Raw genomic sequence first — 18,697 nt, forward strand, 5'->3', positions numbered from 1 at the left:
ATGAAAAATTAATCTCGATGTTGTGCCCAGGTTGGCGTTTGCATGTAACAGTTGTTAACCCGTGACCAATAACCGGCTGCATAAAACCGGCCGCTCATTAATTCATCGCACCCTGCTTTTATTTCAATCAATCTTGAGTTCAAGAGACAAAACCAGCGGCAATTAACCTTGTGCTATTCATGGTCAAATAACGGGAGTTGAGCTATCCGCATAAAATACAAACACTATTTCCGCACTGTTTTTGTGCCCTCTGGAAATATGAAAAACGAAAAGGAACTCAATCAAAACCACAATTAATCAAAATGAGTTCAAATTAATTCCATGGATTCGGCAAGGTTTTGTCTCATAAATATGCAAAGTGGAGACATCTACCCCTGTTTTGGCCATTACAAGCTTCATCATTTTGTTTAATAAGTTATTATCAAAGCCATGGACTCTACCGGGATATGACGGTAGGTTGCGTCCCCTTGCTGCTTGCCAGCTACCATTTCAGCTCTGTGCTTTTTTTCAACGCTTCAAACAACAGGGATTGCCATGAGCATCACACGCAGAGATTTTCTCAATGGCGTCGCCATCACCATCGCAGCAGGCATCGCCCCCATCAACCTGCTCAAGGCTGCCGAAGGCGGCAGCGCGCTGGCTGACAAGACGCTGGTCTACCCGCCCGCCCTCACCGGCCTGCGCGGCAACCACCCGGGCTCTTTCGAACCGGCCCACAGCATCGCCCGCGATGGCAAACAGTATGACTTTGCCAATGTTCCCCTTGAGGGGGAGTACGATCTGGTGATCGTCGGCGCCGGCATCAGCGGTCTGGCCGCCGCCTGCTTCTATCAGCAACTGCTCGGCGCGGATAAAAAGATCCTGCTGCTCGACAACCACGATGACTTCGGCGGCCACGCCAAGCGTAACGAGTTCACCACCCCCGATGGCCTGCGGCTGGGCTACGGCGGCAGTGAATCCCTGCAATCACCACGCTCGGTCTACAGCCCGGTGGCGCTCGGCCTGCTCAAGGCGCTGGAGGTCAACATCGACGAACTGGCCGCAGGTTTCCAGCAGACTTTCTATCCGGATCTGGGGCTCAGCCGCGGCGTCTATTTCGACGAGAAGCACTTTGGCGTCAACAAGATAGTGAACGGTGACCCGGGCCATAACGTAGCGGATGACATCCCGCGCGATCGCCTGAATGGCCGTCCGCTGGCGGAGTTTATCGGTGACTTCCCGCTCGATGATGCCGACAAGGCCGCCCTGCTGGCCCTGCATGAAGAGAAGACCGACTACCTGAGCGGCATGACCCGCGAGCAGCAGGATGAGTGGATCACCCGCAACAGCTACACCACCTTCCTGCGCGACAAAGTGGGCCTGAGCGAACGAGCCATCACCTACTTCCAGCAACGAACCAACGATTTTCAGGCCGTCGGCATCGATGCCACCGCCTGCGCCGACGCCCGCCTCTGTGCCCTGCCCGGCTTTGGCGGCCTCAACCTGACGCCGCTCGATGCCGAGGAGCAGGCCGAGCTGGACGATCCCTACATCTTCCACTTCCCGGATGGCAACGCCGGCCTCACCCGCCTGATGGTGCGCAAACTCATCCCGCAGGTGGCGCCGGGTCACACCATGCAGGATGTGGTGCTGGCCAAGTTTGACTACAGCAAGCTCGATCTGCCGGAGCACAAGGTACAGCTGCGCCTTGGCAGTACCGCCCTGCAGGCGAAAAACGTGCGCCTCGCCGATGGCAAACTGGCGGTGGACGTCACTTATATCAAAGAAGGGAAACTGCACCGGGTGCGTGCCAGGCAGTCGATCATGGCTGGCTACAACATGATGATCCCCTACATGGTGCCCGAGATGCCGGAGCCCCAGAAAGAGGCGTTGCGCCAGAACGTCAAGGCGCCGCTGGTCTACACCAAGGTGGTGATCAAAAACTGGCAAGCCTTCGTCAAGCTCGGGGTGCACGAGGTCTACTCCCCGGCAGCCCCTTACAGCCGGGTCAAGCTGGACTATCCGGTCAGCATGGGTGGCTATGAGCATCCCAAGAGCCCGGATCAGCCGATGTGCCTGCACATGGTCTATGTACCAACCCTGCCGGGCAGCGGCCTGTCGGCCCGCGAACAGTCCCGCAAGGGGCGCGCCATGATCCTCGGCATGCCGTTCGAGCAGCATGAACAGATGATCCGCGAACAGCTGCAGGGGATGCTGGGCAGCGCCGGTTTCAACCATGAGCAGGATATCCTTGCAATCACTGTCAACCGCTGGTCCCACGGCTACTCCTATGTCACCAACACCCTGTTTGATGACGAGGAGCAGTGCGAGAAGTGGATCGAGCTGGGACGCAAGCCGGTCGGCAACATCACAATCGCCAACTCGGATTCGGGCTGGAGTCCCTACGCCCACGCCGCCATCGACGAGGCATGGCGCGCCGTCAACGAGCTGGTCGCCATGACCAAGGGAGGTGCCCAATGAGCCGCGCCCTGTCACTGACTGCCAGCGCCCTGCTGCTGGCGCTGCCCGCCCTTGCCGCCCACGCGGCTCCCGCCATGTCGGCAGGTGAGTATGTGGCCAAGCTGGGCGATTGCGCCGCCTGTCACACCAGCGAGGCAAGCAAACCGCTGGCTGGCGGCAAAGGGTTCCCGACCCCCATCGGCACCGTGTTTGCCACCAACATCACCCCCGACAAGAGTCACGGCATCGGCAATTACAGCCTGCCGGAGTTCATCAAGGTGATGCGCGAAGGGGTGGCCCGCGATGGGCATCGCCTCTATCCGGCCATGCCCTACACTGCCTACGCCAAGATGAGCGATAAGGATCTCGAAGATCTCTATCACTACCTGATGAAGGAGGTGCAGCCGCTGGCCATCGCCAACAAGGAGAGCGACATCCCCTGGCCGCTCAACATGCGCTGGCCGCTGATGGGCTGGAACTGGGTCTATCACGATGACAGCCGCTTCACCCCGGTCGCAGGCAAGAGCGAAGAGTGGAACCGCGGCGCCTATCTGGTGCAGGGTGCCGGTCACTGCGGCAGTTGCCACACTCCGCGCGGGCTTGGCATGCAGGAGAAAGCGCTGACTGAGGCGGACCCTGTCTACCTAAGCGGGGCGGCGCTGGATGGCTGGTATGCCCCCGACATTCGCGGCAGCCGTTACAGCAAGCAGGCGCTGATCGATCTGCTGAAAACCGGCCGCAGCCAACATGAAGCGGTCGCTGGCCCCATGGGGGAAGTGATCACTCACAGCAGCCAGTATTTCAGCGACGCCGATCTGGCCAGCATCGCCACCTATCTCACCGATCTGAAAGATGAGCCGGTCGCGGAGAAAGGGGCCCGTGCCTATGCCAGTGCCAGCGGCAAGGCGGACTACGCCATGTACTGCTCCACCTGTCACGGGGTCAACGGCCAGGGCAATGACCACGTCATCCCCTCGCTGGTGAACAACCGCACCGTGCTGGCGAGCGATCCGTCGAGCCTGATCAACGTGCTGCTACACGGTGCCGAGACGCCCATTACGCAGGGGCATATCGGCTACCATATGCCGGGTTATGGCTGGGCTCTCAACGACGAACAGGTGGCCGAGCTGGTCAACACCCTGCGCGCTTCCTGGGGCAATCAAGGCACCGCCGTCAAGGCAGCGGCGGTCAAGGCCCAGCGCGAGCTGCACGGCAAGGAGTAAGGGCTGTCAGCCCTCTCTTGGCCAAGTGCCATAAAAAACGGGCCTCCACTGGAGGCCCGTTTGCTATTGATTAACCAGGTTCCGGTGCTTATCCCTTGCGGGATTTTGGCCCCGGCAGTGGCGCCGTTGGCTGGCGGTAATCGCCATAGGGGAAGATATTGCGAAACCGCTGTGCCACCGGCTCGGGGATAGAGCGGGAGAAGATCAACTTCACACCATCGCCATCGCGCTGCCCCACAATGCGACCGCGTACCGTATCGTGGCGCAGGATCTGTTTGGCATGGTCAATAAAAGCGGGTGAGACCTTGCCCTGCTTGACCACCACCTTGCCGGGAGCAAGGCGGATCTCGAACAGGGCGCCACGCCCCAGCTTCATCAACCACCAGATCAGCGCAATCGCTACGATCAAGGAAATCCAAGCCATCTTCATCCCTCCCAAGCTCTTGATATCAGGCAGTATAAGCGGCCATGCGCCCCGATTGTTTGGCGCCGATCACAGCCCCCGCCTCAGCGCTATAGCGCCCCTTTGCTCAGCAATCCTTGCCCCAACCCACCAGCGTCTCGCGATAGAGAGCGAGCAGCGCCTCATCACGCACCGCCACCCCGACCTGCTGCGGACGATAGGCTGCCCAGTCATCGTGGGAGTGGCGCTTGCCATCGAACTTTTGCAGGGTGTGGCCGATGGCCGGACCGCTGGTGATAACCCGTACCGGCCCCTCGCGCAGGGTAAAGAGGGTCGGATCAATCACATAGGCGATGGCGGACGGATCGTGGACGTGGCAACCGGAGAGCCCCAGTTTCTCGGAGTAGAAGCGCAGATAGAAGCGGCTCACATCCCACAGGAAACGGCCCGGCTCTCCCGCCTTGTCCTTGAGCTCATCAAGATAGGCGCTGCTGAAGAAGCTCTGCTGGGTCACGTCCAGCCCGATGATCACCACAGGCCAATCGGCGGTAAAGACCCGGTCGGCGGCATCGGGATCATCGTGAATATTGGCCTCGGCATAGGGGGTCACGTTGCCACGATGGCCGTTGACGCCAAAGGCGCCGCCCATCACTACCACCTGTTTCACCAGCGAGACGATCTCGGGCGCCTGTTGTAGCGCCAGCGCCAGATTGGTCAGCGGGCCGATAGTGACTATGGTGATCTCCCCCGGCGCGGCTTTCACCGCCTCGACAATATATTGCCAAGCGGGGCGAGGATCCGGAGCGATAGTCACCTCCCCCGCCTCCATGTCGCCAAAGCCGCTCGGGCCGTGGACTATGGTGGTGGGGCCAACCGGCTCGCGCAGCAGCGGGGCGGCAGCACCTTTGGCCACATCCGCCTTCATGCCGTACTTCTGCTTGAGCCAGAGGGCGTTGCGGGTGCCATTGTCGATGGTGGCGTTACCAAAAACAGTGGTGATGGCGAGCAGCTCGATGGCGGGGTGGGCCTCGGCAAACAGGATGGCCATGGCATCGTCGATACCCGGGTCGGTATCCAGAATGATTTTATGGGTCATGAGAAATTCCTACGGTGACAAACCCTGCGACAAAAGGGAGAGTCTACCCGGCTGACGGCCCCATATCCCGGCATGGGATCACAGAGCGGGCCTTTGCTCCCGGCAGCGGGGGCGCTGCTGGCGACAATTAGCATAAAAAACGCGGCCCTGTTGCCAGCGCCGCGCCCTTTATCGTTGTTCGTTATCTGCTATCTGGCAGTGATCTGCCTGACCGGATCCTCAGTGCTTGCGGTGCCAACGCGGTGAGGTCGCCTTCTCCCCCCAGGGGGTGACGCAGGGGAGCAGCGCCCCTTCAATCACCATCTCGCTACCCGCCAGCGCTTCGGCGATCTTCTGGTGCAGCACCCGCAGTACCTTGCCCTCGTGCTCGGCCAGAGAGTGGCCCGCGGCAAAGAATTCCGGCTGATATTGCAGTGCCAGCTTCTGGGCGAATTCGTAGGTGTTGAAGCAATCCGGCATCCGCTCAACCACATCTTCAAGCCGGGCCAACAAGCTGTTCAGTTCCCTGGTCATAGTGCTCTCTCCGTGTAGGTTAATAGCCAAAAACTACCCCTTATTAGATAAGTCACCAACGAGCAAACCACAAAAGTGTGGGGAGACACACAGTTCTCTCTTGCGTCCGGCTCATGGTGAACGGCAGACAGCTTGCCAGCTTTACATTCCGGTAACAAACAGCTAGATTTAGACCGACTAATCAGTCGGTCATTTTTCATGCGGAGAACAACATGGGTGCGGCGCAGCTTCAACACACTCCTGAGGATATCCTCGCCATCAAGATGTCCCTGCCGGATCAGCTGGCGCGGCTCAAGCGGGCGAGTCTGGCTCACCCCATGCCTACCCTGGCCGAGCGCCGGGCGCAGCTGACCAAACTCAAACAGGCGTTGCTCGCCCACAAGGGACAGCTGTGCAAGGCGCTGGCGGCAGATTATGGTCAGCGCAGCCACTACGACAGCCTGATCGCCGATGTGCTGCCCTGCATCATGCAGATCAACTACACCCAGAAGCGGCTCAAACGCTGGATGCAGCCCCACCGCCGTCACACCGGCCTGCTGCTGGCCCCCGCCAAAGTGGAGGTGCACTTCCAGCCGCTCGGGGTGGTCGGCATTATCGTGCCGTGGAACTTTCCGGTGATGCTGAGCCTTGGCCCCCTCATCACCGCCATCGCGGCGGGCAACCGGGCGATGCTGAAACTCTCCGAGTTCACCCCTCATACCAACGCCGTGCTGCGCACCATGCTCACCAGCGTGTTTGACGAAAACGAGATCGCCATCATCGAGGGAGATGCCCAGATGGCGGCAGCGTTCAGCTCACTGCCGTTCGATCACCTGCTCTTTACCGGCTCCACCATGGTGGGCAAGCTGGTGATGGCCGCCGCCGCGCCCCAGCTCACCCCCCTCACCCTTGAGCTGGGTGGCAAGAGCCCCTGTCTCATCGCCCCCGACATGCCGGTCGCCACCGCGGTCGAGCGGATGATCTTCGGCAAGAGCCTCAACGCTGGGCAGATCTGCGTCGCCCCCGACTATGTGCTGCTGCCCCGCAGCGAGGTGGATAACTTTATCGCCGCCTATCGCCGCCACTTCAGCAAGCTCTACCCGCAGGGGCTCAATAGCGCCGACTACGGCGCCATCATCAACGACCGCCAGTATCAACGTCTCGTCAGCTGGCTCGATGAAGCCGAGCAGGCGGGTGCCCAGCTCCATCCCTGTGGCAGCCCGGCCCGCGACGACCAGCGTCGCCTGCTGGTGCCCCATCTGCTGACCGGGGTGCCGGGTCAGTGTCAGGTAATGCAGCAGGAGATCTTCGGGCCGCTGCTGCCGCTCATCCCCTACGACACCCTGGAGGAGGCGCTCGCCTATGTGGCCGAGCGGCCCCGCCCGCTGGCCCTCTATCTGATGAGCTTCGATCCCGAGTTGCAGGCGCGAGTGACCCGGGAGACCCACTCCGGCGGCATGGCGATCAACGAGAGCCTGTTTCAGGTGGCTGCCGACGATGTGCCGTTTGGCGGCATCGGCGCCTCCGGTATGGGCCACTACCACGGCCACGAGGGGTTTCTTACCTTCTCCAAGGCAAAAACCGTGCTGGCCCGCGGCAAGTTCACCACCGGCTCCCTGATCCATCCCCCCTACCACAGCTGGATCCAGAAGCTGATGATGGCCTTCTTCCTGCGCTGATGGAGATGACCATGAACCAGGCTATCCCGCAGCCACAAAACATGACCGACAAGCGCCGCCAGATCCTGGATGCCGCCCTCGCCCTCTGCGCCGAAGATGGCCTGCAGGGGGCCGCCACCGCCCGTATCGCCAAGGCGGCCGGGGTGGCCAACGGCACTCTGTTCCACCACTTTCCGAGCAAGGAGGCGCTGATCCTCGCCCTCTATCAGGATGTGAAAACCCGGATGGGGAGCGCCATCCATGAAGCAGATCCCACCCTGCCGCTGTACGACCAGACCCGCCACTACTGGCAGCTGGCGATGGAGTGGATGCAGGCTAACCCCAATGAGCTCAAATTCGTGCTGGGCTTCTTTCACTCCCCGCTGCTGGCCAGACCGGCCCGCAGCCAGATCCTGAACGATGCCCTGCGCTTTCTGCCTGCCCTGCTGGCAAAGGGGCAGGCCAGCGGCGAGCTGATGCAGGCTCCCGCACCACTGTTGCTGGAGGTGTGTCAGGGCCAGTTCCTCGCCTGCGCATCACTGTTTGTCGATCAACCGGAGCTGGGACAGGACGACTACTGGCAAGCCAGTGCCTTTGCCCTCTTCTGGTCAGCCATCTCAGGAGCCAATCCTCATGCAAACTCGGATGTTTGAACCTGCGGCAGCCCTTGGCCGCCGCCTCTGGATCACCACACTGCTCTGGGTGGTGGGTCGTACCCTCTGCCGCGCCGCCCGCACCGACGAGGCAGTACGCCGTGAATTGGCGCCGTTGCCGGACGGGTTGGCTATTCGCCTCGAAGTGGGCGGCATCGGCTACGCCATGAACATGCACAAGCAGGGGGGCCGCTGGTATCCCAGCGCGCCAGTCGCCCCCCATGCCACCATCCATCCGCTGCGGGTGCGCTTCAAGCACCCCAATATCGCCTTTCGCGCCCTGAGCTTTCGGCTCGGGGTCAATCAGGCATTTGGCGAAAACCGGCTGCTGGTGGAGGGGGATCTGACCGTTGCCATGCATCTGGTGCGGGGACTTGAGCAGTTGCAGTCCCTGATCCTGCCCGCCTTTATCGCGCGGCCGCTGCTGCGCCACTATCCCGCCCCGACCAACAAGCTTGGCCGGGCCTGCAACATCTATCTGGGTCTGGTGACCGGCTAACGCGCAAGGAGCCTTGAAATGAGCCGCTATTACGATTTTTTCTGCCCGGTCAAACTGCTGGCCGGTGAACAGGCGCTGGAGCAGCTGGCCAGCGAGCTGGCCAGCCTGGGTGCCCATCGCCCGCTGCTGCTGACCGACAAGGGGGTCAATGCCACCGGCCTTGCCACCCTGCTGGCCAATGTGCTGGCCGAGGGGGAGCTGCCGGTTGCCGCCATCTGGGACGAGATCCCGGCCGACTCTTCCACCGCCGTGGTGGAGCGGATCGCCAAACGCTATCGCGAGCTCGACTGCGACAGTCTGGTGGCGCTGGGGGGCGGCTCGGTCATCGACACCGCCAAGGCAGTCAACATTCTCACTTCCATGGGGGGGGATCATCTGCTCGACTACTCGGGCGCCGGTTGCCTGACCCGTCCCCTCAAGCCGCTGGCGGTGGTGCCCACCACAGCGGGCACAGGATCAGAAGTGACATTGGTTGCAGTGATCAAGGATGAGGCGAGCGGGCGCAAGGTGCCCTTCACCTCCCCCTTCCTGCTGCCCCAGCTGGCGGTGTTAGACCCGCGCCTGACCCAGGGGCTGCCCCTCAATATCACCGCCGCCACCGCCATGGACGCCATGACCCACGCCATCGAGGCCTTTATCGGTACCGCCAAGAACCCGGTGAGCGATGCGCTGGCCCTGATGGCAGTGGAGAAGATCGCCAGCGCCCTGCCGCAAATCATCCACGACCCGCAAAACAAACAGCTGCGGCTGCAACTGGCGGAAGGCTCCACGCTGGCTGGCATGGCTTTTTCCAACTCCATGGTGGGGCTGGTGCACGCCCTCGGTCACAGTCTGGGAGCCCGCTGCCATCTGCCCCACGGGCTGTGCATGAACCTCTTTTTGCCGACCGTGCTCGACTACAACCGCCCCGAGGTGGATAGCGAGCTGGCCCGGCTGCTGTTGCCGCTGGTGGGGGCAGAGCGCTTTGCCGCCACCCCGGCCCATCAGCGGGCGGAGGCGACCATCACAGCCATTCGCTCCCTGCGCGACACCTTGTGGCAAGCGGTCAAGCTGCCGCGCACCATGAGCGAGGCTGGGGTAAGCGATCGCTCGCTACTGACCGAGATCCGCGATCTGGCGGTCAACGACGGTGCCCTACTGTTCAATCGCAAGGACGCCGACCGTGAGCAGTTACTCACCCTGCTGGAGCGAGCCTGGGTCTGATCCCTCCCCTTTGCCAGCACTCTTGTGCTGACACTAACGCGGTGCCCGACTCACCATCGGGCACCTTGATCTACATCGCGATATCGATGCGCCCTCTGTCAAAGGGGGATGATATTGACCACGGGCTCTCATTATCTGTTCTATACCTTGGCTAACAGTTATGTTGTGCCGAGAGACCCAACTTTATGCCAGAGGTGCCCACCATGAGCGACATCATCCATCAGGCCAACCAGCAGCAGTTCATCTGTATGGTGGAGGGTAAAGAGTCGAGACTGCGCTACCGGCGGCTCGATGCCAAGACCATCGACGCCTACAGCACCTTCGTGCCCCCCGAGCTGCGGGTGCAGGGGATTGCCGATCAGCTGGCGCGTGCCTTCTTCAACTGGACTCAGGCGGAGGGGCTCACTATAGTGCCGAGCTGCCGCTACATTGATGTCTGGTTACGCCGCAATGCCAACAACTGAACCTCTGAACTCCGCCCTCGAACAGCAATTCCAAGCCAAAACAGAAGCCCTGCTGCGGGCCGATCCGCAGCGGATGGCCTGCCTGCAAGCCGCGGCCGAGCTCAATCTGCCCGACTGGGCGCTGGGAGCAGGCTTTATCCGCAACCTCATCTGGGATCACCTTCACCACAAGGCGGAGCCCACCCCGCTCAACGATATCGACCTTATCTATCTCGACAAAACCGATCCGCAAGGGCTGGCCGAGACGGCGCATGAAGCCTGGCTGGCAAAGCGGCTGCCGGATCAGCAGTGGGAAGTGCGCAATCAGGCCCGCATGCACACGCGGCAGCTGGTAACGCCGTTTGCCAGCAGCCTTGAGGCGCTGAGCCACTGGGTCGAAGTGCCCACCTGCATCGGCGTGCGCCTCACCCGAGATGGCGAGTTCGAGTGGCTTGCCCCCTACGGCTTTACCATCAACTGGTCGCTGCAAGTGAGTGCCAACCCCAGATGTCGTCAGGACAAACAGATTTTTACCCAGCGCATCAAGGAGAAACGCTGGCAGGCTATCTGGCCTGACCTTCAGGTAAACTGGCCATAACCTGATTGCAATCTTTCGATAACCTTGGGCACACTAGGGGAAAAGCTGGTTGTAACTCAATGGGTTAAATAATGCGCGACTTCTTCTCTCTCGAACGCTGGCTACCGGGCCTCGCCGCCCTGCTGCATTACCAGCGCGCCTGGTTGATGCCAGATCTTCGCGCCGGACTCTCGGTGGCGGCAGTGGCGCTGCCCGTCGCCATCGCCTATGCCGAGCTTGCCGGGGTAGGTGCCATCGTCGGTCTCTACTCCTGCATCCTGCCCATGCTGGTCTACGCCCTGTTTGGTACCTCCCGCCAGCTGATTGTCGGCCCCGATGCCGCCACCTGTGCGGTCATCGCCGCCGTGGTGACGCCGCTGGCCGCAGGCGACCCAACCCGTCACTGGCAACTGGTGATGACCATGACCGCCATGACCGGCTTCTGGTGCCTGATTGCCAGCCGCTTCAAGCTGGGGGTGCTGGCGGACTTTCTCTCCCGCCCCATCCTGATGGGGCTGCTCAATGGTGTGGCCATCACCATCATGGTGGGCCAGCTCTCCAAGATCTTCGGCTTCACTTTCAGCGAACGTTACCTCATCGAGCGGATCGCCAGCGGGGCTACCTATATTACCCAAACCCATCTGCCGACCCTGGCCATGAGTCTGGTAGCCCTGCTCACCTTGCTGCTGGCCAAGCGCTACAAACCAGCATGGCCCTCCTCCATGGTGGCCATGGTGGTGACCGCTGCGCTGGTGTGGGGGTTCAATCTCGGCCAGTTTGAAATCGCCACCCTGGGGGCCGTGGGCTCCGGCCTGCCCGCGTTCCAGATGCCGGAGTTCCCACCGGGTCTGATGCGGGAGCTGGTGCTGCCCGCCCTTAACCTCGCCATGGTGAGCTTCGTCTCCATGATGCTGACCGCCCGCAGCTTTGCCGCCAAAAACGGTTATGAGATCGACGCGGACAAGGAATTTCGCGCCCTCGGTATGGCCAACCTCGCCTCCGCAGTCTCCCAGGGTTTCGCCATCAGCGGCGCGGATTCGCGCACCGCGGTCAACGACGCCAACGGCGGCAAGAGCCAGTTGGTCTCCATCATCGCCGCAGCAGTGATTGCCATCATCACCTTCTATCTGACGGCACCGCTGCAATACATCCCGACCGCCGCCCTCGGGGTGGTGCTGGTAATGGCCTCACTCTCGCTCACCGACTTTCGTGGCCTCTGGGCCCTCCGCCACTCCGATCGTTCCGCTTTCTGGCTGGCGCTGGTCACCTTTATCAGCGTGCTCACCATGGGGGTGATCCCAGGGATCACCCTCGCGGTTTTGCTCGGCTTGTTCCAGTTCCTGCGCAATGTGATGCGCCCCACCGATCAGCTGCTTGGCATGGATGATGAAGGGGTAGTTCGCACCCTGGGGGACAACGAACAGGCCAAGGCGATCCCGGGTATTCTGGTCTATCGCTTCAATTCGCCGCTCACCTACTTCAATGCCCCCTACTTCAAACGGCGGGTAATGGCCCTGCTGGTGCAGGATCCCCGAACCCCCAAGTGCCTGGTGATCGATGCGGTCGCCTGTTTCACCCATCAGGACATCAGCGTGATGAGCATGGTGGGGGAGCTGCACAAGGATCTGAAGCGGCGCGGCATCCATATGGTGATGGCGGGTCGCCACGGCCAGATGACCCACTGGCTCAAACAGGCGGGCGTCCGGGTGGGCGATGAGGGGATCATCCTCTGCCCCGACATGTATCAGGCGCTGCGCATGACCCGTTGCTACCGCGAGCCGGTGTTCCGGGATGACGAGGTAGTGGAGAGCACCACAGATGCCCTCCGCTCCAACTGGCCGCAAGATGATGCCCTGCCTGACTCGGCACGCCTCACCCTGCCAAGCGAACAGGAGGCGGGTGCCACGCCTGCCTGATCCCTTGGCACAATCCCCTGGCCGGTGCAATCCTGCACAAGGATTGCACCGGCCTTTGCCTTGGTGTTAAATGCGCCCCCAGAGGGCACTCCCCCGTCCCCTCCCAGCTGTTGGACATGCCATGCAATCTCAATCCCAAGCAGGCCCGGGCACCCTCTTTGCGCTGACCTGGCCGCTCTTTATCGATCTCGCCCTGCACTTTCTGACCGGTGCCCTCAACACCTTCATGGTGGGTCACGTCTCCTATCAGGGAGTGGCCGCACTGGCGGTCGGCAATCAGGTGTTCGATCTCGCCATCACATTGTTCAGCTTCGTCAGCATCGGCACCAGCGTGGTGATCACCCAGTATCTGGGGGCAGGCGATCGGGAGAAGAGTCGGGTGGTGATCCACACCGCTATCGGCTTCAACCTGCTGATCGGTCTGGTGGCCGCCATAGGCGTGATGGCAGGCGCCAGCACCATGCTGGCGCTGATGAACCTGCCAGCCAATCTGATGAGCGACGGGACGCTTTACTTGCAGATCATCGGTCTCTGCCTGTTACCGGAAGCGGCAGCCCTCTGTCTGGCAGCCACCCTGCGCGCCCACGGCCATACCCGTCAGGCGATGTATGTGACCCTCATTGTCAACCTCATCACCTTTGTCGGCAACCTGCTGCTGCTCTACGGCTGGTTCGGCCTGCCCCAGCTTGGTGTCGCCGGTGTCGCCATCAGCACGGTCGCGGGCCGACTGGTCGGCGTGGTGCTGCTGGTGTGGCTGGTATCACGCAAGACCGGCATTCGACTGGTGGTGCGCGATATCGTCCACCCCAGCCGCGAGATGCTCGGCAAGGTGCTCCATATCGGCCTGCCGGCGGCAGGGGAGAATCTCTCCTGGATGCTGCAGTTTATGGTGGTGACAGCCTTTGTCGGACTGCTGGGTGACAAGGCGCTGGCAACCCAGTCCTACTTCTTCCAGATCTGCCTGTTTATCCTGCTGTTTGGCCTCTCTATCGGCCTTGGCAACGAGATCATCATCGGCCATCTGGCGGGGGCCAGACAGTTCGATCGCGCCTATCAGCAGTTGCTCAAAAGCCTCAAGCTCGGGCTGGCGGTCACCTGCGTCATCGCCGTGGCGGCGGCCCTCAACGGCCGCACCATCATCAGCCTCTTTACCGATGATGCCGACATCATTACCCAGGTGGCGCAACTGTTTCTTATCAGCCTTATCCTCGAGCCCGGCCGCACCTTCAATCTGGTGGTGATCAACGCCCTGCGGGCCACCGGGGATGCCCGTTTCCCCCTCTACATGGCGTTGCTCTCCATGTGGGGAATTGCCGTGCCACTCTCCTATTTCCTCGGTATCATGCAGGGTTATGGACTGGTCGGTATCTGGCTGGCGCTGGCCTGCGACGAGTGGGTGCGCGGTCTGGCCATGTTCTGGCGCTGGCGCAGTCGTCGCTGGCAAAACAAAATTCTTGTTGAAACAAAAGCGGAATCACAATGAAGAAGATAGGACTCTTGCTGGCTGCCATCCTGCTCAGCCCCCTGGCCATAGCGCAAACTGCCCCTGCTGCACCCAAGACTCAAGCCACCCAGACCTGGTATGTGGCCCCCATCGTTATCGATGAGAGCAGCGATGCCCAGAAGGCGCTGACCAAGGATTTCATGGCCCAGATGATCAAGACCATCAAGATCAACGAGTACCAGACCGGCAAGGCGGTGGGCAACACCAAAAAGCCCAAGTGGCTGATCCGCACCAAGCTGATCCCAGCCAGCAACGAGCCACTGGTCGGCAAGAAGCACGCACAGGGTCTCACCTACGGCAAGGGCAATCCGACCCAGGAAATCGTCGGCGAGCTGCTGATGAATGGCACCCTGGTGGCTCACATCGGCCAGGGTTGGCGCGAGCCTATCGTCCCGGGCACGCCGGTGGCTGACAAACTCTCCATCGCCAACTATCGCTACGCCATCGGGGATCAGGCCAAGTCGGCGGATCTGGAGGAGCTGGCCGCCCAGATTGGCTTTGAGGCGGGCAAGGTGATCCACCGCGACGGCAAGCCGCTGCCCGAGAAGAAAAAGAAAAAAGAGTAAACGCCATACCGGTTACATGAAGGGGCTCTATGCCCCTTTTTTGCTGCCGTTTACCGGCTAACGGCCATCATCCCGCCGTCACAACTGTGATCAGGATTCCAGTTTTTCCCTCTCCCTCTGACTAATGAATGTCTGATCTGCTTTTGATTCAAGAAGTTAAAAAACATACTCTTTATGCAGCAAACCATTGTTGCCGAATTGGATCCGGATCACATTTATCTGGGGGGGTAAGGGGTAGTTTGGTCTCTAAGGCACAATCAAACGAAACCAAGGAGGCTCCATTACATGTTCCCAGAGTACAGAGAACTTATCTCGAAACTGAAGAGCAGTGATGTCCATTTCCAGAAGAAGTTTGACTTGCACAACGACCTGGATGCGGAGATTAGAAAGCTGGAAAAACATCACGCCAGCGACTATAGCGCCGAGGTGAGGGATCTGAAAAAACAGAAACTCAAACTGAAAGAGGAGATATACGACATCCTCAAGCAACATCCACAATAGATGCCTCGAAGATAATCCGGATAAGCAATTTATCCCTCAGCCCGGCCCAAGCGCCGGGCTTTTTGTCTCTTAACTCAATTAGTTGATCCACCACACTACCGACAGGAGCGGTTGTTTGTTACATTTTTCATTTCTGATCCAAGGTACAGATGTGATGGTAACATGACCATAGATCGCGTTTTTTATCATCTTTTGCTGCTTTGCATCTTCTCTGGCATTCAGCCACTGCGGGCCCAGGAGCCAGTGCTGGAGTTGTGGCACTCCCAGCAGGCCGGGTATGTGATCGACGACGTGGTCACCCGCTTCAATCAGGAAGGCAATCACAAGGTTCACGTCACCCAGATCGAGCCGGGCAAGATCAAGGCAGATATCCTGCTGGCGGCTCAGGCAAGGGGGCTGCCCGACCTGATGCTGATCCCCTCCGATTTTATCGGCCTCTATCGCCAGATGACCCTCGCCCCCATCCCGGCCGAGTGGTTTTCCCCCGCGCTGATGGCCAGCGCCCTGCGTTATGTCACCCTCGACCGGCAGCGCTGGGGCATGCCCATGATGCAGGGCAACCATCTGATGCTGTTTTACAACAAGACACTGGTCTCAACCCCAATCACCCGCTGGCAAGAGCTGAACGCCATTACTCCCCCCTTGCTTGCACAAGGGGTCTCCCCCGTCAGCTGGCCCTATCACGACATGTACTACTTTGCGGCGTTTCTGCTTACCTTTGGTGGCTCGCCGGTGACCGAAGGGCGCATAACCCTCGACAACCCGGCCATGGTGCAGGCACTGGAGGCCTACCGCACCGTCGCCAGCGAACAGTGGGTCGATCCCGAGTGCGACTATGACACCGCCCTGGCCCGTTTCAACGAGGGCAAGAGTGCCTATCTGGTCAATGGGGACTGGGCTTTCAATGACCTGGTGAAAAACATGGGTGAACGGCTTGGGGTGGCCCTGCTGCCTCACTGGGAAGAGCGCCCGATGCACTCCATGAGCGGAGCCTACGTTCTCAGTGTTTCTCGTTGGGCAATGGCAGATGAAGAGCGGCAGGCCGTCATCAAAGCCCTGATAGCCTTCATCCAGCGGGACGATAATCAGCAATTGATCTATCGGCAGGGAGCGCTGTTGCCAATCAATCAGCGGGCTTTTGCCGCCATCAACCAACGCCCCGCCCCGCACGAAAAGGTGCTGCTGGAACAGTTTACCCTCAGTACTCCCATGCCTTCCGACAGTGCCATGTCCATTGCCTGGCAGGCGATGGACAAGGGGTTCGAGCGTTTCAAGGAGGGAAGCAGTGCTGCTGATGCGGCCCGTTACATGCAGCAACTGGCTGATCAGCAATACCGGCAGGTCAAGTCAAAATGAGCCACCGTACCTTTCGTCTCGGCCCCACGCTCATCGTCATCCTGTTCACCGTTGCCCTGCTGCCTGCGCTGCTGGTGAGCGGCATATTGCTGGCTCGTCAGCACCAGATCATTGCCCAGAGCGAACAATCCCAGCTGGAACGGGCCCTCACCAGCATGACCCGTGAGGCACGCTTTCGCAGCGAGCTGATCGGCACCCAACTTCAGCAACTCAGCAACGACCGGGTGCTCAATCAGGCACTCGAGAATTTTCTCTTCTCCAGTCATGCCCGGCTGGCGCTGGCTACCTTCATCAAGTCCAACAGTTTACTGACCTCGGCCTACCTGATCGATGATCAGGGTCGGGTAGTGGAGTACATCAACGGCCGGGCCTCCCACCTTGAATCGAGCAACCTGATGCCACAGCTGATGGCCTGGAGCAAGACGCGGGAAGCCAAACAGGGTAAACATCTGCTGATGCCTGTGGATGATCCCCTGCTGATCGGCGATATGGAGCAGGACCGCAGCGGCGGACTGGCGCTGGTGGCCCCCATCTATCGCAATCACCAGCGTGCTGGCGTGATGCAGACCCCTTCCGGCTTCGTGATGGCTATCCTCCCCTGGCGACAGATGGCCCAGCTGCTGGAACCCTATCTCAAGGGGAGCGAGTATCTGGTCATTTCACAAGGAGATACCCCTCTCTACGAGGGCTCACATGACAACACCAGAGACATGGATGACCGGGTCCCCAGCCAGATGGCGCAGCTCTTGACTATCGGCTGGCCACAACTTGCAGAGATGATTACCCCCACCATCACCCTCTACAGCTACAGCGATGACAGGGTTAGCGAGCTGAACAAATCCCAGCAGCTGCTCACCATCAGCATCGCCGTCATGTTGCTGCTGGTGGCCATCGGCTGTGTCTGGCTTACCCGCTGGCTCACCCGACCGCTGCGCTCGCTGGCCGCGCTGGTGCGCAGCTATGGCAAGGGCAACTACCAGCAACGGCAGGCACCGCTGCGCTTTGTGGAGTACGACGAGGTACGCCAACTGCTGCAGGAGATGGCCTACACCATCTCGGCCCAGGTGCGGGCACTCTATCAACAGAACGAACAACTGCAGCAGGCCAACAGCGAGAAAGAGGCCTTCAACCAGCGGCTGCTCGGCTTCAATGACGAGCTGGAGCAAGAGGTGGCATCCCAAACGACCGCCCTGCGTTCGGCCCTGAGCCGGGAGGAGCGCAGCCGCCATGTGCTGCAATCCTGGCTGCAGTTCGGTCTGCACCAGCAGCTGGATGTGGATATCGCCGAGCTGGCTAGCTCCGCCCTGTTGCAGCTCTCCCAGCTCTATCCCGGTCACCGCTGGGGGCTGGTGATCCGCCGCGATGGCCAGCCCCACTACTCCCTGACCCAGGGGGTCGATGCTCCCTTGCGGGATGCCCTGCAGGAGAAGCTGACCCAACTGATGGATGAGGAGGTCAAACACTCCGAATGCCAGTGGGATAACGCACTCTGGAAGATCATGACCCTGCCCGGCAGCCAGAGTGGCGTGCTGTTTGGCTATCTGATGGTGAGCGCCGAAGGGCTGGAGTCGGAGGACAGGGCTATCTTGCGGCTGTTTGCCAAGCAACTGGCAGTGGGCATCGAGGGGCGACTCTTTACCGATGAACTGGCACGGGTCGCCCGCACCGACAACCTCACCGGCCTGCCCAACCGCCAGGCGTTCGAAGAGATGTTCCATCACTATCAGGCTGTGCTGGCGCGCCATCCGGAGCGTCACCTCGCCCTCTTCATGCTCGACCTCAACGGCCTCAAGCGCACCAACGACCAGTATGGGCACGAGGCGGGCGACGCCCTGCTGATCCAGATGGCACGACTACTGCGCACGCTGTGCCGACAGAATGAGAGCATATTCAGAATGGGAGGAGACGAATTCGTGCTGCTGGCAGAGGCGGATCACCTCGCCTGCCAGCAGCTGGCAGGCAGGTTGGAGGCAAGCCAGCAGCACGCCATCGTGCAACATGGGGAGCATAGCTTCCCGCTGCGTTTTGCCATCGGCTGGAGCAGCAGCGACCAGACCCCGCTGGCGGAGCTGAGCCGGGTGGCGGATGACGCCATGTATGCCGACAAGGCGCGCTTCTATCAGGGGCAGCGCTAAAAGCGGAGACCTCTGGCGTTGGCGAGCCTTTCG

General features: G+C 60.7%; 17 protein-coding genes. 14 read left to right on the top strand and 3 right to left on the bottom strand.

What is annotated here, in order from left to right:
* The first annotated feature begins 534 nt into the window (after positions 1–534).
* Positions 535–2,460 (top strand): NAD(P)-binding protein, encoded by a 1,926-nt coding sequence (locus G5193_RS05455; RefSeq protein ID WP_219276857.1) that lies wholly within the window; start codon positions 535–537, stop codon positions 2,458–2,460.
* The gene (locus tag G5193_RS05460; RefSeq protein WP_421205284.1) at positions 2,457–3,662 is read left to right on the top strand and encodes a cytochrome c; all 1,206 of its coding nucleotides are present in this window, start codon (positions 2,457–2,459) and stop codon (positions 3,660–3,662) included. Before G5193_RS05455 ends, G5193_RS05460 begins: the two co-directional genes overlap by 4 nt.
* Positions 3,663–3,750: 88 nt before the next feature.
* Here the strand turns inward: G5193_RS05460 and G5193_RS05465 are convergent, their stop codons facing one another.
* The 3 genes from G5193_RS05465 to G5193_RS05475 all read right to left on the bottom strand — a co-directional run bounded on the left by G5193_RS05465 (position 3,751) and on the right by G5193_RS05475 (position 5,674).
* The gene (locus G5193_RS05465) at positions 3,751–4,086 is read right to left on the bottom strand and encodes a DUF3634 family protein (protein WP_005347215.1); all 336 of its coding nucleotides are present in this window, start codon (positions 4,084–4,086) and stop codon (positions 3,751–3,753) included.
* A 106-nt stretch (positions 4,087–4,192) separates the two neighbouring features.
* Positions 4,193–5,161, bottom strand: coding sequence for a nucleoside hydrolase (locus G5193_RS05470; protein WP_368171788.1), 969 nt, complete (start codon positions 5,159–5,161; stop codon positions 4,193–4,195).
* 219 nt (positions 5,162–5,380) lie between these two features.
* Complete coding sequence (locus G5193_RS05475) at positions 5,381–5,674, bottom strand: hypothetical protein (RefSeq protein ID WP_005353197.1); 294 nt, start codon at positions 5,672–5,674, stop codon at positions 5,381–5,383.
* 212 nt (positions 5,675–5,886) lie between these two features.
* On the opposite strand from G5193_RS05475, the gene G5193_RS05480 reads away from it, so the two are divergent.
* The 12 genes from G5193_RS05480 (at position 5,887) to G5193_RS05535 (ending at position 18,664) form a co-directional block, all read left to right on the top strand.
* The gene (locus G5193_RS05480; RefSeq protein ID WP_421205286.1) at positions 5,887–7,332 is read left to right on the top strand and encodes a coniferyl aldehyde dehydrogenase; all 1,446 of its coding nucleotides are present in this window, start codon (positions 5,887–5,889) and stop codon (positions 7,330–7,332) included.
* Positions 7,333–7,343: 11 nt separating this feature from the next.
* A complete protein-coding gene (locus tag G5193_RS05485; RefSeq protein ID WP_374884647.1) occupies positions 7,344–7,964 on the top strand; it encodes a TetR/AcrR family transcriptional regulator in 621 nt (206 codons plus the stop codon).
* Complete coding sequence (locus tag G5193_RS05490; protein WP_203117644.1) at positions 7,945–8,463, top strand: hypothetical protein; 519 nt, start codon at positions 7,945–7,947, stop codon at positions 8,461–8,463. Before G5193_RS05485 ends, G5193_RS05490 begins: the two co-directional genes overlap by 20 nt.
* An 18-nt stretch (positions 8,464–8,481) precedes the next feature.
* On the top strand, positions 8,482–9,666 hold the full coding sequence (locus G5193_RS05495) for an iron-containing alcohol dehydrogenase (protein WP_374884645.1): 1,185 nt from the start codon (positions 8,482–8,484) through the stop codon (positions 9,664–9,666).
* 203 nt (positions 9,667–9,869) lie between these two features.
* Positions 9,870–10,130 carry a GNAT family N-acetyltransferase gene (locus G5193_RS05500; protein WP_005337747.1) on the top strand — a complete coding sequence of 87 codons (261 nt, stop codon included), beginning with the start codon at positions 9,870–9,872 and terminating at the stop codon, positions 10,128–10,130.
* Positions 10,117–10,707, top strand: coding sequence for a nucleotidyltransferase family protein (locus G5193_RS05505; RefSeq protein WP_216953238.1), 591 nt, complete (start codon positions 10,117–10,119; stop codon positions 10,705–10,707). The genes G5193_RS05500 and G5193_RS05505 overlap by 14 nt, the downstream gene beginning before the upstream one ends.
* 71 nt (positions 10,708–10,778) lie before the next feature.
* The gene (locus G5193_RS05510) at positions 10,779–12,602 is read left to right on the top strand and encodes a SulP family inorganic anion transporter (RefSeq protein ID WP_421205289.1); all 1,824 of its coding nucleotides are present in this window, start codon (positions 10,779–10,781) and stop codon (positions 12,600–12,602) included.
* Between the two features lie 121 nt (positions 12,603–12,723).
* Complete coding sequence (locus G5193_RS05515) at positions 12,724–14,085, top strand: MATE family efflux transporter (protein WP_421205291.1); 1,362 nt, start codon at positions 12,724–12,726, stop codon at positions 14,083–14,085.
* Positions 14,082–14,672 (top strand): hypothetical protein, encoded by a 591-nt coding sequence (locus G5193_RS05520; RefSeq protein WP_421205293.1) that lies wholly within the window; start codon positions 14,082–14,084, stop codon positions 14,670–14,672. Before G5193_RS05515 ends, G5193_RS05520 begins: the two co-directional genes overlap by 4 nt.
* Positions 14,673–14,957: 285 nt before the next feature.
* Positions 14,958–15,173, top strand: a complete 216-nt coding sequence (locus G5193_RS05525) for a YdcH family protein (protein ID WP_005337763.1) — start codon at positions 14,958–14,960, stop codon at positions 15,171–15,173.
* Positions 15,174–15,416: 243 nt separating this feature from the next.
* Positions 15,417–16,529, top strand: coding sequence for a sugar ABC transporter substrate-binding protein (locus tag G5193_RS05530; protein WP_421205295.1), 1,113 nt, complete (start codon positions 15,417–15,419; stop codon positions 16,527–16,529).
* Positions 16,526–18,664 carry a sensor domain-containing diguanylate cyclase gene (locus tag G5193_RS05535; protein WP_216953235.1) on the top strand — a complete coding sequence of 713 codons (2,139 nt, stop codon included), beginning with the start codon at positions 16,526–16,528 and terminating at the stop codon, positions 18,662–18,664. Before G5193_RS05530 ends, G5193_RS05535 begins: the two co-directional genes overlap by 4 nt.
* The last annotated feature ends 33 nt before the right edge of the window (positions 18,665–18,697 follow it).

It is taken from the genome of Aeromonas sp. 601027, from assembly GCF_049174455.1.
GTDB lineage: Bacteria > Pseudomonadota > Gammaproteobacteria > Enterobacterales > Aeromonadaceae > Aeromonas > Aeromonas veronii_A.

What these genes read in the sequence shown, in the direction of transcription:
- G5193_RS05455 (WP_219276857.1), top strand. Translation starts at nt 535, where the DNA reads ATGAGCATCACACGCAGAGATTTTCTCAATGGCGTCGCCATCACCATC.
- G5193_RS05460 (WP_421205284.1), top strand. Translation starts at nt 2,457, where the DNA reads ATGAGCCGCGCCCTGTCACTGACTGCCAGCGCCCTGCTGCTGGCGCTG.
- G5193_RS05465 (WP_005347215.1), bottom strand. Translation starts at nt 4,086, where the DNA reads ATGGCTTGGATTTCCTTGATCGTAGCGATTGCGCTGATCTGGTGGTTG.
- G5193_RS05470 (WP_368171788.1), bottom strand. Translation starts at nt 5,161, where the DNA reads ATGACCCATAAAATCATTCTGGATACCGACCCGGGTATCGACGATGCC.
- G5193_RS05475 (WP_005353197.1), bottom strand. Translation starts at nt 5,674, where the DNA reads ATGACCAGGGAACTGAACAGCTTGTTGGCCCGGCTTGAAGATGTGGTT.
- G5193_RS05480 (WP_421205286.1), top strand. Translation starts at nt 5,887, where the DNA reads ATGGGTGCGGCGCAGCTTCAACACACTCCTGAGGATATCCTCGCCATC.
- G5193_RS05485 (WP_374884647.1), top strand. Translation starts at nt 7,344, where the DNA reads ATGAACCAGGCTATCCCGCAGCCACAAAACATGACCGACAAGCGCCGC.
- G5193_RS05490 (WP_203117644.1), top strand. Translation starts at nt 7,945, where the DNA reads ATGCAAACTCGGATGTTTGAACCTGCGGCAGCCCTTGGCCGCCGCCTC.
- G5193_RS05495 (WP_374884645.1), top strand. Translation starts at nt 8,482, where the DNA reads ATGAGCCGCTATTACGATTTTTTCTGCCCGGTCAAACTGCTGGCCGGT.
- G5193_RS05500 (WP_005337747.1), top strand. Translation starts at nt 9,870, where the DNA reads ATGAGCGACATCATCCATCAGGCCAACCAGCAGCAGTTCATCTGTATG.
- G5193_RS05505 (WP_216953238.1), top strand. Translation starts at nt 10,117, where the DNA reads ATGCCAACAACTGAACCTCTGAACTCCGCCCTCGAACAGCAATTCCAA.
- G5193_RS05510 (WP_421205289.1), top strand. Translation starts at nt 10,779, where the DNA reads ATGCGCGACTTCTTCTCTCTCGAACGCTGGCTACCGGGCCTCGCCGCC.
- G5193_RS05515 (WP_421205291.1), top strand. Translation starts at nt 12,724, where the DNA reads ATGCAATCTCAATCCCAAGCAGGCCCGGGCACCCTCTTTGCGCTGACC.
- G5193_RS05520 (WP_421205293.1), top strand. Translation starts at nt 14,082, where the DNA reads ATGAAGAAGATAGGACTCTTGCTGGCTGCCATCCTGCTCAGCCCCCTG.
- G5193_RS05525 (WP_005337763.1), top strand. Translation starts at nt 14,958, where the DNA reads ATGTTCCCAGAGTACAGAGAACTTATCTCGAAACTGAAGAGCAGTGAT.
- G5193_RS05535 (WP_216953235.1), top strand. Translation starts at nt 16,526, where the DNA reads ATGAGCCACCGTACCTTTCGTCTCGGCCCCACGCTCATCGTCATCCTG.